The organism is Rhodoferax sp., assembly GCF_028689295.1.
GTDB lineage: Bacteria > Pseudomonadota > Gammaproteobacteria > Burkholderiales > Burkholderiaceae_C > Rhodoferax.
Genome location: NZ_JAQTWL010000003.1, coordinates 44,258 through 60,468, shown reverse-complemented (window position 1 = coordinate 60,468; position 16,211 = coordinate 44,258). Strand labels below are relative to the sequence as shown.

The following is a 16,211-nucleotide window of genomic DNA, read 5'->3' as shown; positions in this document are numbered from 1 at the left end:
CGCCCGACCAGCTGCCCGTCGATTTGTGGCAGGTTTCACACACCGTGACGCCCGCATGGGTCGTGTTGTTGGGCTTGACGGTCAAACCGAAGGTGCCCGTGGCATGGCAAGTCGCGCAGCCCGTCAGTACCGAGACGTTGGCGTGAAATTTGGCCGGCGTCCAAGTGGAGTAACCAGTCCTGTGACAGGAATCACAATTGCCACTGGTCAGTGCCTTGTACGGAATGTGGTTGCTGGGTGGCCCGTCAGCCGGAGGATTGGCGCCGCTGTGGCAGGTAGAACATTGGTTGGCGACCACGGACTGGGTATGGTTCCATTTGGTGGGCTTCCAGCCTGAAACACTATGACAACTCGTGCAATTGGCGACAGTCGGTATATGGCCCGGATTTTTGCCAGTTGCCTTGCTGGAATTATGACAATATGAGCAGTTGGTGGCTGGGGTAAAGTTGCTGTGGTCCACATTGCTGGCAGGCAACCACGCTGAAGTTTTATGACAACTGTCGCAAGAAGCCTGCGTCAGCACGTGGCCAGCCACCTTGCCCGGTGCCATGCCGCCATTGTGACAGGACGAACATGTCCCGGTGACCACACCACTGTGGTTGAACTTCGCGCCAATGAATGTCTTCGTCGAGTGACATGTTTCGCAAACCAACTGTGTCGGCACGTGAATCTGTGGTTTCACTACATTGTTTTTTGCAAAACGCATACCACTGGTATGACAACTAAAGCAGTCTTTGGGTGCGCCCTTGAAAACCCCGTCCACATGACATGATTCACAGCGCGCTGTCGAATGCACACCCGAAAGCGCAAAACCGGTCTTCAAATGGTCAAAATCGCGCGCCGTGCCTTGGGCCTGGAGAGCCATGGCGCAGGTGATGAAAAGAAAGCCAATGACCCCTTTGAGGAAACGGCCAAACTGGCCCACGTTATATGCTGTCATGATGAAAATCCAATCTTGTTTGTCCAAACCCAACTCCTGACCACATCCCCGGGAAGGATTGGCATTCCCTCAATCAAAGAATCCCTTGCGTGAACTGGCGCACTGACCTGGCTCAGTCGCTGTTGAAGTTTCTTCCAGCGCTCCGTCACGTGACACTGCTCACACCGCGCACCAAACTGGCCGTCGTGAACATCATCTTTTCGGTGGCACGACAGGCAGTTACCGCCCAGTGGTGCTGCGTCCTTGCCCTTTGGAGCGTCCACCTTGTGGCAGCTTTCGCAGGCAACTTTGACATGCGCACCCGTCAAAGGATATTTGGTACGTTTGTCGTGGTTGAAATCCCATAAGGACCAAGCGCGGGTGTTGTGGCAACTCTCACAGCGCACGCCCAGTTTCAGTTTGTGTTTGTCCTCTTTCTGATGGCATGAAAAACAATCACGGGCAGCGTCCTTGAAGCGCAACGTGAGATGACAGGTCTTGCACAGCGCAGGCACATGTCGCCCGGTGAGTGCAAACCGCGTCAACGCATGGTTGAACTTTTCAACCTTCCAGGACTGGTCGCCGTGGCAGGCTTGGCAAGCTGCGCCAGACTGACCTTCGTGCTTGTCGTCTTTTTTATGGCAGCTGATGCATTCGACAGGCGTTTTTCGGTAGCTGCTCAAATCCTTGTGACAGGCCACGCACTTGACCGTTGCCTTGGCATGCCCATTGCGCAAGACAAACTTGGTTCGGTCATGGTTAAAACGCCCGACAGTGTTTTTCCAGTCGCTTTCCAGGTGGCAGTCGGCACATTTTTCGCCCAGGCTGGCGTTATGCTTGTCATCTTTCTTGTGGCATCCGATGCATTCCCTTGGGGCTTCCTTGAACATCGGGCTTTTGTGGCAGGTTTTGCACTCCACCTTGGTGTGCTTACCCAGCAACGGGAAACTGCTCTGGTCATGGTTGAAGCTGGCGGGTTCTTTCCAGCTGCGCTCGCTGTGGCAGCTAGCGCAATCCTTGCCTAAAGAGGCTTTATGTTTGTCATCCTTGGCATGACAGGCCAGGCATTCCTGGCCCAACTTGACCTTGTACAGGTTGCCGGTGTGGCAGACGGTGCAGGCCGTGGTGCGGTGTTTGCCGCGCAGGGCGTACTTGGTGTCAATATCATGGTTGAAGCGGGTGGTCTTCCACGATTCGACGCCATGACAGGATTCGCATTTGTCGCCAAACTGGCCTTTGTGCCCCTTGCTGCTGTCATCAGCTTTTTTGTGACAGCCAATACACGTGCTTGGTGCATTCTTGTAATTGCCCGCCTTGTGACACGAATCGCACTTGACGTCGGCATGTTTGCCCAACAACGCAAAACGCGTGGTGCCGTGATCAAACTTGGCTTCTTTCCAGTTGTTCTCGCCATGGCAATCAGCGCATTTGACACCCAAAGAGCCCTTGTGTTTGTCGTCTTTGGCATGGCATGCGTTGCATTGAGTTGCCGCCTGACGGTACTTCTTGCCCGCCACATGGCACTTGGCACATTCCAGCGGCTGGTGCTTGCCATTGAGCACAAAGTCGGTCTGTGCATGGTCGAACTGCTTTTTGTCAAAGTCCGCAATCTGCGCATCCCGGCCCTTGTGGTCCGTATGGCAAGTGTTGCAGGCCTGGGGTTTGAGCCGGCCGTGAAAACCGGACTTAGATTGCACGTCGGACCCCACGTCTTTGTGGCAGTCTCGGCATAAACCGGACTGCGCTTCCCGCTCGAACTTGACGTGACACTGCTTGCAGTCGTCTTCCAACTTGACATGCCCCTGAATCAGCTTGCCAGGTGAAAGAATAGATTCGATGCCTTGTGCAGCCACTGGCCCGGGCAAAGCAAAAGCCCACACCATCAGGACGCCAAACCACATTAGTTGCTGGCATCGCCGCAAGAAGAAAAAAGTCCATGACATCAATCTGCGGTTCCCATCAGTACGCATGCACTGCAACCACGTGCACCACCGCACTGACCACCATCAAATAGACAAATGGAATATGCGCCACATGCCAGAGCGAAAAAAAACGGGCATAGGCCGTGTACTGCGCCACCAGGGTGACGGCACGCAAATACCGGCGTACCAGTGTTTTTGAATATCGCTCGTGTTTCAACAGCTCTCCCGGGCCCCAGTGCTGCTGTTGCGCCAGCGGCCGCAAGGCATCACGCAAGTCACGAGCGCAATGGCGGTAGGCCAGCCACTGCTGAACTGGCAGCCAGAAAACCTGCCGTGTGTAGGTCATCCAGCCCGATCTGGCCTTGAGTTCACGCTGCTCGAATGCGAGCAACCGGGCTTCGACCCGCGGCGCGAAGGCGAGTTTGGAGCGCGCCTCATTTTCTTCAAGTCCGGCACGGGACTGCAATTCGCGCAGCTCCATTTTTTCACCGTGCAGGCCCCGATTGACCCGGGCAAAAATGAATCGGCCAATCACCCCGCTCAAGGCAACCACCACCATGCTGTAGAGCGCAACCGCCGCATTGAGCGAGCCGACACGAAAGGTGGAGTGCAACAAAATAAGCACTGGGCCGCCGACCCCCAACATCATGTGCAACAGGAACCACCATTTCACCCGGCCCCAACTTCTGGCAAAAGTGAAATACTTGCGCAGCGGGTAACTGAACAACAACAGCATCATGACCCCGCCCGCCACCCCGATCCAGTAACCGGCATCGTCTCCCGCCTTGAAGTAGTCCATCCGGCTGAACTTCCAGGCAGACAGCACCAACATGCCGATCACCAGGTAAACCATCACATCGACAGGCAGCGAACTGCTGAACTTGTGCTCTGCGTCAACCTTGCCCTTGGCATCGCCGACTTGAATCGACCTAACCTTGACAGAATCGTGACTTGCGAATACGTTGCCGCCCAAGATTGAGTTCGAAAATGTTTCTGGAGAAGCACTCATGTTCGGGCATTGATTAGGGTGTAAATTCGGGATGAGAGGACGGTGTTTTTGTTACAGACGATGATAATCACCCTACATGAAGTAATGCTTAAGGATTACCGTAACCTTTTGTAATCGGGGTGCTCGTTGGTTACATATCACCTGCCAGTTTGGCTCTGCGTGCACCCCCAAAGCAGTTCCAGCCGAACAGCTTGTTACCAGTTGTTAAATCAGACAAACTACGCCTAACCGAAACAAGCTGAAAATGCAGCCTTTAAGGGACTGAAAATTGGAAAAGAAATTAAAATTTCGAGAAATTTCGGATGTACAGAGACATGGCGCAACGCTGCGTTCGCGCGGTGACGCTGGTTTGAACCCGATTGATTCGAACCGCACTGTCCTTGTCCCATTTTCTTTTTCGCTAATCCTCACGCTGGGCCTGGTCGCCTGCGGCGGCGGCGGCGGTTCTGTCGCCCCGACTTCTGTCCTGCCCACCATCACGCTGCCTATTCCCGCGTCCAGCTATCCTGTCGGCTCGGCAGAGCTGGCGGGCTACACGGTGTTACAGCAGGCCCGGGCGCTGTGTGGTTTTGGTGTGCTCAGACAAGACACCCGGCTGGATGCTGCCTCGCGCAATCATGCGCGCTACCTCACCAGCGTTTCTTTTGCCAACTGGACTCATTTGCTGTCCCATTACGAGGACACCGCTTCCGACCCGTACTACACCGGTTATTACCCATGGGATCGCACCATGTACACCGGCTACGGCACCCAGGTAGCAGAGATTTTGGTGGGCACATGGTGGGACTACGACATCAGCTACCCGTCTCTGGTGATTCCCACCATGGCGCAGCGCGGCACAGAATCCATGCGCAGCCTGCTCAACACGGTGTACCACCTGTCTGGCGCGATGTTCGACGGTGCTGACGTCGGCTTCGGCGTGGATATTCAAACGGTCTCAACCAGCGCCACCACCCGGCGCGAGGAGTACCGCTTTGGTTCGCTCAATGGGTATCAGACCGCCACCATCACGATTGGCACCGGCAACTTGGCAACCTACCCTTGCCAGGGCAGCAGCAATATTCCCCCTGACTTCGCGCCTGTCAGCGAAAACCCGAATCCGTTCAAGGATTCCGTTTATGTCAACGCCGTGGTGGGGCCGCCGATCTACCTCAAGGTGGATCGGGGACAGAAGCTGACCGTGTCATCGGCCAGCAGAATTGTCAGCCAAAATGGCTATGAAGTGCCTTTCAGCGTGCTCACCAACGCCAATGATCCCAATATCGATCCCGTCTCCCGCGAGCCCTATATCGACGTCAATGAAGCTTTTGTGATCCCCACGGTTCCATTAAACCCCTATACCACCTACCAGATCACCCTTTACGGCACCGTTGACAAGGCCTCATTCACCCGCAGTTTTGCCATGAGCACGGGCTCGTAAAGCCGCAGCCGCTACTCTTTTGCGTCCATCAACCCCTGCTCGACCGTGTCATACCGCAGCGCCACGCGCAGTTCGGCCTTGAGCCGGGTGTTGTCCATGCGGCGCGACTCGCCCATGAAGCTCAGCAGCATCAGCGGCAATTGCGCATTGGCGGTGGCGCGCGGTACACGGGGTGGCCGTGGCAGGCCGTACAGATCAGCAGCCAGGTCGAAGTAGTCGCCCATCTTCAGACAGGTGTCGTCGTTGACGTTGTACACCCGCCCGGGCCGGCCGCGCCACAGGGCGGCAATGCAGGCGCGCGCCAGGTCGTCTGCGTGGATGTGGTTGGTAAACACGTCATCGCTGGCCTGCAGTACCGGCGTGCCCTTTTGCAGCCGCTCGCGCGGCGTGCCGCCCTCGCGGTTGGGCGCGTAGATGCCGGGAATGCGCAGGATGTTGGCCTGCACCGCGCCCACGCGGCCGAAATGCCGGACGCGCTGCTCGGCATCGATACGTCGTTGCGCCCTGGATGTGGCGGCGTTGAGCGTGCGATTTTCCGAGACCAGCTCGCCTTGGCAGTCGCCATAAACCCCGCTGGTGGAACCATAGACCAGGCTTTGCACCGGTGAACGTCGGCGCAGCAACTGCAGCAGCGCCCGGGTGCGCGGGTCTTCGCTGCCGCTGTTGGGTGGCGGTGCCATGTGCACCACGCGCGTGGCCAGGCCGCTCAAGCGTTTGAGGCTGGCGGGCTTGTCCAGATTGCCCACCAGCGGCGTGATGCCCAAAGCGCGCAACTCGGCCACGCGCGATGTCTGCGAGGTCAGCGCCAGCAGCCGCACGCGCGGACCCAGTTCTCGGGCCACGCGCAGGCCGACATCGCCACAGCCCACCAGCAGCACGCGTTCGCGCCGAAAACGCGCCGGCAAGGCACCGGACCGGGTGGCATAGAGCAGCGCATGGGGGCTTCGCAATGCAGGCAAAATCGGCTCCTTTGTCAATTTGAAGCTTTGAGGATAACCAGAATATGACCGGCAGCGCCAACCCAAGTGCTTTTCACATCACCATCGAACCCAGCGGCCGCACATTTACCGTATTAACCGATGAAACCATTCTGGCAGCCGGTATTTCACAAGGCATCAACCTGCCCTATGGCTGCAAGGACGGGGCTTGCGGTTCTTGCAAATGCAAAAAAATCAGTGGCACGGTGCGCCAAGGCGCGCACCAGAGCAAGGCGCTCAGCGACTCCGAAGAAGCCCAGGGCTTAGTGCTGACCTGCTGCGCCAGCCCCTTGAGCGACGTAGTGCTGGAGTCGCGCCAGGTCACGCAGGAAGGTGCTTTGGCCATCAAGAAAATGCCGACACGCGTCACCTCGCTGCAAAAAGTCTCGCACGATGTCATGGTATTGAAGCTGCAAATGCCCGCCAACGACGTCTTTGCCTACCACGCCGGCCAGTACATCGAGTTTTTGCTGCAAGGCGGCCTGCGTCGCAGTTATTCCATGGCCAGTGCGCCGCACCTGATCGGCCAGGGGCTGGAGCTGCACATTCGCCACATGCCCGGCGGCAAATTCACCGACCTGGTGTTCGGTGCCATGAAAGAGCGCGACATCTTGCGCATCGAAGGCCCCTACGGCAGCTTTTACCTGCGCGAAGACAGCGCCAAACCCATCGTGCTGCTGGCCTCGGGCACCGGTTTTGCGCCGATCAAGGCCATCATCGAGCACCTGCAGTTCAAGGGCTGCATGCGAGCGGCCACGCTGTACTGGGGCGGTCGCCGTCCGACAGACCTGTATATGGACGAATGGGTGAAAACCAAATTGGCCGAGATGCCGAACCTGCGCTATGTGCCGGTGGTGTCCGATGCCCTGATTGAAGACAACTGGCAGGGGCGCACCGGCTTCGTGCACCGCGCAGTGCTGCAGGACCTGCCGGACTTGAGCGGCCACCAAGTCTATGCCTGCGGCGCACCGATTGTGGTGGATTCAGCGCGCACCGACTACGTGAATGCCGGTTTGCCCGAAGACGAGTTTTATGCCGACGCATTTACCTCCGAGGCCGACAAGGTCGCCGCCTGATTCCATGCGGATTCTCAATTCTTCGTTACATTTCGCGGCAAATGTTCGCTGACGCACGCACCAAACAGCGGCCTGGCTGGTATAAATTGCTTTTGGAAACAACTCTAAAGGAACCATCATGAAAACCTTGCTAACCCGCAGTCGTCCGGTACTTGTCGGCCTGAGCGCCATCTTGGTGCTGCTCAGCGGTTGCGAAAACATGACCGAGGCGCAGCGCAGCGCCGCCATTGGCGCCGGCGTCGGCGCGCTGGCGGGTGTCGCCATCGGCGACAGCGGCAAATCAGCCGCCATCGGTGCCGGTGTGGGGGCGCTTGGGGGCTATATCTGGTCCACCCAAATGCAAAAGAAAAAAGCCGAAATGGAGCAAGCTACCGCTGGCACTGGCGTGGCTGTGACGCAAACCGCCGACAACCAGCTCAAGCTCAGCATTCCGAGCGACATCTCATTCGACACCGGAAGCGCCGAAATCAAGCCCAATCTGCGCCCCATACTTGACCAGTTTGCGCAAGGCCTGAGCAGCCAGCCCAATACAGAGGTCCGCATCATTGGTCATACCGACAGCACGGGCTCGGACGCCATCAACAACCCGCTATCGGTCAACCGGGCGGCCAGCGCACGCAATTATCTGGTGGCCCGCGGGGTCAATTCCCAGCGCATCCAGATCGACGGCCGCGGCTCCTACGAACCCATTGCCGACAACTACACCGAAGCGGGCCGTGCCAGAAACCGCCGCATCGAAATCTTCTTGGCTGAGCGCGCACGTTAAGCCTCGATCGATCCCGGGCAAAACTCCGGCGGATCGCAACACCGGAGCGCAATCAGTGGATGCCCAGCGCTTTCTTGAGTCCCAGGAACCTGTTTACACGCAGGTTTTGCAGGAGCTCCGCAAAGGCGACAAAACGTCGCACTGGATGTGGTTTGTGTTTCCGCAATTGCGCAGCTTGGGCCGCAGCGCCACAGCACGTTTTTATGGACTGGACTTGGTGGGCGATGCGGCGCTCTACCTGGCGCACCAGGCGCTGGGCGAGCGGCTGAAGGAGTGCACACAGACCGCCCTGCAGCATCAGGACAAATCAGCCCACGCCATTTTTCATTCACCCGACGATCTGAAGTTTCGCTCCTGCATGACGCTGTTTCACCTGGCCGCGCCGCAAGAGCCGTTGTTTCAAAGGGCGCTGTCCCATTTCTTCGGGGGCGAGGGTGACCCGTTGACGCTGCAATCGGTTAGCTGCTGAACAGTTCAGTACAGTCCCATCCACCTGTCACCCACTGGTTTCCCCTTGAGCAGTCGGTCCCGTTAAATCGCCAGGCCAGGGCGGCTTGACGTCTGGGATGCCTGTCAATGTGAACTCTCTGATGACTTCCTGAAAATGCAAACCCCTCAGCGCAAGTTCATCTGCGAGTTGCTCCTGACCTTCGCCAAAGTGCACGGCGAGCCCGACAGGTCTTCCGTGAAACCCAGAGCTACTCCCCTCAATCGGTCTTGGCGCCAGTCTCAAACCACTGCTTGATCACCATGCGCTCGGCCACCGAAATACCGGTGGTGTTGGACATGGGCATGATTTTGGTCACCACCGCCTGCTGGTAGATGTTTTGCGCGTGCAGCTTGACGTTGGCAGTTGAGTCGAGCCGCACGTTTTTCATTTGCACCTGTTCACCATGACACATATAACAGCGCTGAGCCAGGATGGGTTGCAACGTGGCGTAGCCGATGGGGCCGCCGACGCTGGTGTTCACCGCGTCAGCAGCTGCCGGTGTCGTCTTGGCGGACTCGGGCGCCAGCCATACCATCACCGCCACAATCACCGCCACACCCACGCCGGCATAGGGCCAGGGGTTGCCGTTGCGGCCCAGCTTGAAGCCGTGGCGCATGACAAAAAACTGGCGGATGGCGGCACCGGCAAACATCATGGCGATCAGCACCAGCCAGTTTTGCGGATGCGTGTAGGTAAAGCTGTAGTGACCGCTGAGCATGGCAAACAGCACCGGCAGCGTAAAGTAGGTGTTGTGCACGCTGCGCTGCTTGCCACGAATGCCGTGAATCGGATCCACCGGCTCACCGGCCTTGATGGCGGCCACCATTTTGCGCTGCCCCGGAATGATCCAGTGCGCCACATTGGCGCTCATGCTGGTGGCCAGCATGGCACCCACCAGCAAAAAGGCCGCCCGTCCGGCAAACCAATGGCAAGCCAGCCAGCTTGCCATACAGACCAGCACCAACACCAGGGCACCGACGATCGCGTCACCGTTTTTGCGTTGCCCATAGCGGCGGCAGGTCAGGTCATAAAGCAGCCAGAACACCACCAGGAACAGAATAGCCACGGTGACGGCTTGCCACGGCGCCCAGTCCATTTTTGACTTGTCGATGAGGTAGGTGCCCGCGCTCCACAGGTAGGACACCGTGAACAGCGCAAAGCCGGTGAGCCAGGTGCTGTAGCTTTCCCAATAAAACCAGTGCAGGTGCTTGGGCAACTGCGGCGGCTTCACGGCAAACTTGACCGGGTGATAGAAGCCGCCGCCATGCACCGCCCACAGCTCGCCGCTAACGCCCTGCTTCTTCAGGTCTTCGTCTTCGGGCGGGGTCAGGCTGCTGTCCAGAAAAACGAAGTAGAACGAGGAACCAATCCAGGCGATGACCGTGATCACATGCGTCCAGCGCAGCAGCAGATTGAGCCAATCCAAAATATAACTTTCCATCATGCTTCCTTGTTTGAATTGATCACCTGCAAGAGTTGTGCCGCCACCGCCACCGCTATCACTTCGGGCGCCTTGCCGGCAATGCCTGTTATTCCAATCGGGCAGGTCACTTGCGCCAATTCCATCTCACTGAAACCGCGCTCGGCCAGTCGATGGCTGAAAGTGGCCCATTTGCTGCGGCTGCCGATCAGACCGATAAAAGGCAAATCTCCTCGTAAACGTTGGCGCAGCAGACAGGCGGCCACCACGTCCAGGTCTTCGGCATGGCTGAAGCTCATGATCAGCACCCTGGCTCCGGTCGCCAGCGCGGCCACAGCCCCCTGCACCGGCTCGGAATGCTCGGCATGGACGTTGCCAGGCAACGTGTCAGGAAAAATGCCGTCGCGGCTGTCAAGCCAATGCACCAAGAACGGCAACCGGCCCAATACCTGCACCAGCGCAGCAGCCACATGGCCACCGCCAAACAGGGCCACAGGCGTCCATAGTGTCCGCTGTGCCGCAAAGTGCTGGCGCAAGCGCGACCGGTCTGACACGCTGACAGGCTCAAATTGCAGCGTGACCTCGCCGCCGCAGCACTGCCCCAGTGACGGACCCAGGGCATAACGCCGTACTCTCGCCCCGGATTGCTGGCGCAATAGTTCCCGCGCCTGGTCGATGGCTTGCCATTCCAGGTGGCCTCCGCCAATGCTGCCCACGGTGGTGGCGGCAAACACCGCCATCCAGGCGTCCGCCTCCCGTGGCACCGAGCCGCGGTGCGCCTGCACCGTGACCCAGACCGCATCCTGCGAGGCCAAAAGGTTTAAAAAGTGCTCAGCAGCTGTCACAATCAATTACCCTTTTGGGTCAAGCCCCGATGACAGGCTGACATTTTTGAGGCACATTACGGTTTTGCCAGCGGCAACCGAGCTCCGAATGTGCGAGCCCTTATTTATTCCGAGACATAGCATGAACATTTTTGTCCCATCACGCGTCAAGTTGCATGCGCACGGCCTGCGTCTGGCTACCAGCATGGCGCTTTTTTTGGCAGGATGCACCACGACACCCTTGCCGCCCCCATCCCAAAAACCAGCGCCTGCGCCCGTACCGACACCACCCGCGCCAGTTGCCAAGGCTCCGCCCGCGGTACTCCCCACCTATGTCTCGCAAGCCGAGACGCCGCGTGCCTATCGGCGCGATGCGGCCAGCCACCTCTATGAACGCAATCTGCAGCGGGTTTACCACGGCAAGATGCCTCCGCTGCTCTACGCCGTGGGCGTGTTGCAGGTGGAGGTGGACGGCAAGGGTCATGTCACCAGCACCAACTGGATGCGCGCCCCAAAGCACGCGCCGGAAGTGATGGCCGAGATCGAGCGAACCGTGCGGCTGGCCGAGCCCTACCCCGCACCTGTGCGCATGGGCCGCGTCACCTACACCGACACCTGGCTCTGGCACAAAAGCGGCTTGTTCCAGCTGGATACTTTGACCGAAGGGCAGTTGTAATACCCCCACCTCACGACCCCCGGTAAGTCGAATAACTCCACGGGCTCACCAGCAGCGGCACGTGGTAATGCTGGTCGGGGGCTGCCACACCGAAGTCCAGACTCACCTGATTCAAAAAATTGGGCTCCGGCAAGTCCACGCCACGCGCCTTGAAATACCCAGCCACGTCAAACACCAGCCGGTAGGTGCCACGCCTTAGACTGGCGGCATCGAGCAGCAACCCATCCGGGTTGCGGCCCTCCTGATTCAGCACACACTGCCTGAGCAGCTGCAAAGTACCACCTTGCGTGGCGTACAACGTCACTTTCATGCCGGCAGCCGGTGCGCCCTGCATGGTGTCCAAAACATGCGTACTCAGTCCCATGGTGAAGCCCTCAAAAATTGATCAAAGTGTATACACTGCGATTGAGCCAGCCATCGTCTTCACCCAAAGTCATGAACCACTACGACAGCACCCTGCCCTACCCGCGTGACCTTAAAGGCTACGGCCCCAGACCACCCCACGCCCGCTGGCCGGATCAGGCCCGCGTTGCGGTGCAGTTTGTCCTGAACTATGAAGAAGGCGGAGAGAACTGCGTGCTGCATGGCGACGCCGGAAGTGAGCAATTTTTGTCCGAGATGGCTAACCCGGCCAGCTACCCGGACCGGCACATCAGCATGGAAGGCATTTACGAATACGGCTCGCGCGCCGGTGTGTGGCGGATATTGCGCGAGTTCGAGCAGCGTGGTCTGCCACTCACAGTGTTTGGTGTCAGCATGGCGCTGGCGCGTTATCCTGAGCTGGTGCAGGCCTGCCAACAAATGGGTCACGAGATCGCCTGCCACGGCTGGCGCTGGATCCACTACCAGAGCCTGCCCGAAGCGGTGGAGCGCGAACACATGGCGCGAGGCATGGAGATATTGTCCCGGCTGATGGGCGAGCGGCCGCTGGGCTGGTACACCGGGCGCGACAGCCCCAACACGCTCCGGCTGGTGGCCGACTACGGCGGCTTTGACTACGACAGCGACTACTACGGCGACGACCTGCCGTTCTGGATGAAGGTGGCCAAGACCAACGGCGACGTGGTGCCGCAACTGATCGTGCCCTACACGCTGGACTGCAACGACATGCGTTTTGCACTGCCGCAGGGATACGCCTACGCCGACCCGTTTTTTCAGTACCTCAAGGACACGTTCGATGCGCTGTATGCCGAGGGAGACCCCGCCGGGCTGGACGCGCCCAAGATGATGAGCGTGGGCATGCACTGCCGCCTGCTGGGCAGGCCGGGGCGCATTGTGGCGCTGCAACGCTTTCTGGACTACATCGGCCAGCATGACAAGGTGTGGGTATGTCGGCGCATTGACGTGGCGCGGCATTGGAAAGCCATTCACCCCTATTCAGCTTGACGCGCTCCCACCATGCCCATCACTCTGGAACAACTCAACAGCGCCCCTGCCGATGCGGCATTGCAACTGCTCGACGGCCTGTACGAACACTCACCGTGGATCACGCAGGCCGCGCTGGCGCAGCGGCCGTTTGCGTCGCTGCCCCAGCTCAAATTCATCCTGACGCAGGTGGTCGGAGAGGCCCCGCGCGAGGCCCAGCTTGACCTGATCCGCGCCCACCCGGAACTGGCGGGCAAGGCCATGCTCAACCAGAGCCTGACGATCGAGTCGAGCAACGAGCAAGACAAGGCCGGGCTGACAAACTGCAGCGCCGACGAATTTGCCCGGCTGCAGCAGCTCAATGCCGCCTACAAGGCCAAATTTGGCTGGCCCTTCATTCTGGCGGTACGCGGCCCGCGTGGCTTGGGCCTGGGCCGGGCCGAGATCATTGCCACGTTCGAGCGGCGCCTGCACGGCCACCTCGACTTTGAATTGCAGGAATGCCTGCGCAACATCCACCGTATTGCCGAGATTCGCCTCAATGACAAATTTGGCGTCAACCCCGAGCTGGGCGACTTGGTGTGGGACTGGCAGGAGCAGTTGAGCCAGTACTCGGAGGCACCGGATCAACTCACGGTGACCTACCTGACCGAGCCGCACCGCGCCTGCGCCGCCTTCATCCAGGCGCAGATGCAAGCCTGCGGCTTTGACAGCGTCAGCATGGACGCGGTGGGCAATGTGGTGGGTCGCTACGAGGCCACGGCAGCAGGCAAAACCCTGCTCACCGGCAGCCACTATGACACCGTGCGCAACGGCGGTAAATACGACGGCCGCCTGGGTATTTTTGTGCCCATGGCCTGTGTGCGTGCGCTGCACCGCACGGGCAAACGCCTGCCCGTCGCCATCGAGGTGGTGGCCTTTGCCGAAGAAGAGGGCCAGCGCTTCAAGGCCACCTTTCTGGGCTCGGGCGCGCTCACCGGCGATTTCAGCCCGGCCTGGCTTGACCAGCGCGATGCCGACGGCGTGTCAATGCACACCGCCATGCAACAGGCGGGCCTGTTTGAGACCGACGCAACCGATGCAGTGCTGGCACAAATTGCCAGCCTGAAGCGTGACCCGGCGCAGTACCTGGGTTTTGTCGAAGTGCACATCGAACAGGGCCCGGTGCTCAGCGCGCTGAACCTGCCACTGGGCATTGTCACCTCCATCAACGCCAGCGTGCGTTACAGCGGCGAGGTGGTGGGCACCGCCTGCCACGCCGGCACCACACCCATGCACCAGCGCTTTGACGCCGCCTGCGCTGTGGCCGAATTCGTGCTGGCCTGCGAACAACGCGCCTTGCGCGACGGCGACTCGGTGGCCACCGTGGGCCAGCTCATCGTGCCCAATGGCTCGATTAACGTGGTGCCCGGCCGCTGCCAGTTTTCGCTTGACCTGCGCGCGCCCAGCGATGCGCAGCGGGACGCGCTGCTAGCCGACCTGCTCGACGCTTTGGCCGAAATCTGCGCACGGCGCAAAATCAGCTTTCAGCTCACCGAAGCCATGCGCGCCAGCGCCGCACCGAGCGCGCCGGATTGGCAACTGCGCTGGGAAAGCGCGCTGACCAGCCTGGGGCTGCCGATCCACCGCATGCCCAGCGGCGCCGGCCACGATGCCATGAAGCTGCATGACCTCTTGCCGCAAGCCATGCTGTTTGTGCGCGGTCAAAACGCCGGCATCAGCCACAACCCGCTTGAGTCCACGACCAGTGACGACATGCAACTGGCCGCAGAGGCTTTTGGCCATCTGTTGAAACAGTTGGCCTGTCTGGCCGACTGAAGTCGGACCTACCTCACCTCATTGCCCCCTTCAAACATGACCACCTACACCCAACTGGACGCGTGGATCGATGCCCACTTTGACGAAGAGGTGCGCTTTTTGCAGGAACTCATTCGCGTGCCCACCGACACACCGCCGGGCAATAACGCGCCGCACGCCGAGCGCACGGCAGAACTGTTACTGGCCATGGGCATCGAGGCCGAGAAGCACCCGGTGCCAGCCGCCGAAGTGCAGGCTGCCGGCTTGCAAAGCATCACCAACCTGATCGTGCGCCGCCGTTACGGGGCAGGCGGCACAGCCATTGCGCTTAACGCCCATGGCGACGTGGTGCCGCCGGGAGAGGGCTGGACGCACGACCCCTATGGCGGCGAAATCGAAGACGGCAAAATCTATGGCCGCGCCAGCGCTGTGAGCAAATGCGACTTTGCCACCTTTACCTTTGCCATGCGTGCGCTCGAAGCCGTGTGCAAACCGAACCAGGGCAGCGTCGAGTTGCTGATCACCTACGACGAGGAATTCGGTGGTGAGGTGGGACCTGCCTGGTTGCTCAAGCACGATTTGACAAAACCCGATTTGATGATTGCCGCAGGTTTCAGCTACCAGGTGGTCACCGCGCACAACGGCTGCCTGCAGCTCGAAGTGACGGTGCACGGCCAGATGGCACACGCCGCCATTCCCGAATCGGGCGTGGACGCCTTGCAGGCCGCGGTGCGGATTCTGAACGCGCTGTATGCGCAAAACACACTTTACAAATCCATCAGCTCGAAGGTGCCTGGCATCAATCATCCTTACCTGAACGTTGGTCTCATCAGCGGCGGCACCAACACCAACGTGGTACCTGGAACGGTCAGCTTCAAGCTCGACCGGCGCATGATCCCCGAGGAAAACGCGGTGGAGGTCGAAAACAATCTGCGCCAGTTGATCGCCGAAACCGCCGCCACATTTCCTGGCATCAAGGTCGATGTCAAGCGCATGTTGCTAGCCCATGCAATGCGGCCGCTGCCGGGCAACCAGCCGCTGGTCGATGCCATCCAGAGGCACGGCACGATCATTTTTGGCGAAGAGATTCCCACCATGGGCACGCCGCTCTACACCGACGTGCGCCTGTTTGCCCAACGCGGCATTCCGGGCGTGGTCTATGGTGCCGGGCCGCGCACCGTGCTGGAATCCCACGCCAAACGGGCCGATGAGCGACTGGAACTGGAAGACCTGCGCGGCGCCACCAAGGTCATTGCCCGCTGCTTGTGCGACCTGCTGTGCTGAATATGCAGCATCAAAGATCCCGCATCAATGCGCTGCATGCAAAGCCGCCCAGCAAAATCGGAATGATGGCAAGGCTGAGTGCGCGGAGGCGAGGCTATTTTTGACCTCATGGCCATGAGGCTTTCAAGTGGTGCCGGCTTGTCGGCCATAGGCAATGCTGCGTTTGGGGAATTGGTCTGGACAAATCCCCATGCGGTGGCCAGAATCAAGGCATCAGAATGACCGAGTGGGATTGCCATCCTCACCCTCGGCAAACCTTTGCGGGA

At 59.5% G+C, this 16,211-nt stretch carries 16 protein-coding genes; 9 read left to right on the top strand and 7 right to left on the bottom strand.

The annotated features are described in order from the left end of the window. Together PHF15_RS04250 and PHF15_RS04245 are read right to left on the bottom strand one after the other, a co-directional pair. The coding region (locus tag PHF15_RS04250) for a cytochrome c3 family protein (protein ID WP_300119217.1) at positions 1-967 on the bottom strand (967 nt) is incomplete at its 3' end. After that, positions 937-1,809 carry a hypothetical protein gene (locus PHF15_RS04245; RefSeq protein WP_300119216.1) on the bottom strand — a complete coding sequence of 291 codons (873 nt, stop codon included), beginning with the start codon at positions 1,807-1,809 and terminating at the stop codon, positions 937-939. The genes PHF15_RS04250 and PHF15_RS04245, both read right to left, overlap by 31 nt. 144 nt (positions 1,810-1,953) lie before the next feature. Here PHF15_RS04245 and PHF15_RS04240 point away from each other — a divergent pair, with 144 nt between their 5' ends. Continuing rightward, positions 1,954-2,652, top strand: coding sequence for a hypothetical protein (locus tag PHF15_RS04240; RefSeq protein WP_300119215.1), 699 nt, complete (start codon positions 1,954-1,956; stop codon positions 2,650-2,652). 226 nt (positions 2,653-2,878) lie between these two features. Here the strand turns inward: PHF15_RS04240 and PHF15_RS04235 are convergent, their stop codons facing one another. After that, positions 2,879-3,814 carry a hypothetical protein gene (locus tag PHF15_RS04235; RefSeq protein ID WP_300119214.1) on the bottom strand — a complete coding sequence of 312 codons (936 nt, stop codon included), beginning with the start codon at positions 3,812-3,814 and terminating at the stop codon, positions 2,879-2,881. A gap of 385 nt (positions 3,815-4,199) precedes the next feature. On the opposite strand from PHF15_RS04235, the gene PHF15_RS04230 reads away from it, so the two are divergent. Then, on the top strand, positions 4,200-5,270 hold the full coding sequence (locus PHF15_RS04230; RefSeq protein ID WP_300119212.1) for a hypothetical protein: 1,071 nt from the start codon (positions 4,200-4,202) through the stop codon (positions 5,268-5,270). Positions 5,271-5,281: 11 nt separating this feature from the next. Here the strand turns inward: PHF15_RS04230 and PHF15_RS04225 are convergent, their stop codons facing one another. Then, positions 5,282-6,229 carry an SDR family oxidoreductase gene (locus tag PHF15_RS04225; protein ID WP_300119210.1) on the bottom strand — a complete coding sequence of 316 codons (948 nt, stop codon included), beginning with the start codon at positions 6,227-6,229 and terminating at the stop codon, positions 5,282-5,284. Positions 6,230-6,273: 44 nt separating this feature from the next. On the opposite strand from PHF15_RS04225, the gene PHF15_RS04220 reads away from it, so the two are divergent. The 3 genes from PHF15_RS04220 (at position 6,274) to PHF15_RS04210 (ending at position 8,558) form a co-directional block, all read left to right on the top strand. Further along, positions 6,274-7,323, top strand: a complete 1,050-nt coding sequence (locus tag PHF15_RS04220) for a CDP-6-deoxy-delta-3,4-glucoseen reductase (RefSeq protein WP_300119208.1) — start codon at positions 6,274-6,276, stop codon at positions 7,321-7,323. Positions 7,324-7,441: 118 nt separating this feature from the next. Further along, complete coding sequence (locus PHF15_RS04215; RefSeq protein WP_300119206.1) at positions 7,442-8,089, top strand: OmpA family protein; 648 nt, start codon at positions 7,442-7,444, stop codon at positions 8,087-8,089. A gap of 55 nt (positions 8,090-8,144) precedes the next feature. Continuing rightward, the gene (locus PHF15_RS04210) at positions 8,145-8,558 is read left to right on the top strand and encodes a DUF1810 domain-containing protein (RefSeq protein WP_300119204.1); all 414 of its coding nucleotides are present in this window, start codon (positions 8,145-8,147) and stop codon (positions 8,556-8,558) included. Between the two features lie 238 nt (positions 8,559-8,796). On the opposite strand, the gene PHF15_RS04205 is transcribed toward PHF15_RS04210, so the two are convergent. After that, the gene (locus PHF15_RS04205; RefSeq protein WP_300119202.1) at positions 8,797-10,020 is read right to left on the bottom strand and encodes a urate hydroxylase PuuD; all 1,224 of its coding nucleotides are present in this window, start codon (positions 10,018-10,020) and stop codon (positions 8,797-8,799) included. Further along, positions 10,020-10,844 carry a xanthine dehydrogenase accessory protein XdhC gene (gene xdhC, locus PHF15_RS04200; protein WP_300119200.1) on the bottom strand — a complete coding sequence of 275 codons (825 nt, stop codon included), beginning with the start codon at positions 10,842-10,844 and terminating at the stop codon, positions 10,020-10,022. The genes PHF15_RS04205 and xdhC overlap by 1 nt, the downstream gene beginning before the upstream one ends. A gap of 121 nt (positions 10,845-10,965) precedes the next feature. Here xdhC and PHF15_RS04195 point away from each other — a divergent pair, with 121 nt between their 5' ends. Next, positions 10,966-11,499 (top strand): hypothetical protein, encoded by a 534-nt coding sequence (locus tag PHF15_RS04195; RefSeq protein WP_300119198.1) that lies wholly within the window; start codon positions 10,966-10,968, stop codon positions 11,497-11,499. A gap of 10 nt (positions 11,500-11,509) precedes the next feature. Here PHF15_RS04195 and uraH read toward each other — a convergent pair whose 3' ends face one another. Then, the gene (uraH, locus tag PHF15_RS04190; protein WP_300119196.1) at positions 11,510-11,863 is read right to left on the bottom strand and encodes a hydroxyisourate hydrolase; all 354 of its coding nucleotides are present in this window, start codon (positions 11,861-11,863) and stop codon (positions 11,510-11,512) included. A 71-nt stretch (positions 11,864-11,934) separates the two neighbouring features. Between uraH and puuE the strand changes: the two genes are divergently transcribed. The 3 genes from puuE to PHF15_RS04175 are packed head-to-tail and all read left to right on the top strand — an operon-like array spanning position 11,935 to position 15,945. Further along, positions 11,935-12,885 carry an allantoinase PuuE gene (gene puuE, locus PHF15_RS04185; RefSeq protein ID WP_300119194.1) on the top strand — a complete coding sequence of 317 codons (951 nt, stop codon included), beginning with the start codon at positions 11,935-11,937 and terminating at the stop codon, positions 12,883-12,885. A gap of 12 nt (positions 12,886-12,897) precedes the next feature. Next, positions 12,898-14,682 carry a 2-oxo-4-hydroxy-4-carboxy-5-ureidoimidazoline decarboxylase gene (uraD, locus tag PHF15_RS04180; RefSeq protein ID WP_300119193.1) on the top strand — a complete coding sequence of 595 codons (1,785 nt, stop codon included), beginning with the start codon at positions 12,898-12,900 and terminating at the stop codon, positions 14,680-14,682. 36 nt (positions 14,683-14,718) lie between these two features. Further along, positions 14,719-15,945 carry a M20/M25/M40 family metallo-hydrolase gene (locus PHF15_RS04175; protein WP_300119192.1) on the top strand — a complete coding sequence of 409 codons (1,227 nt, stop codon included), beginning with the start codon at positions 14,719-14,721 and terminating at the stop codon, positions 15,943-15,945. The last annotated feature ends 266 nt before the right edge of the window (positions 15,946-16,211 follow it).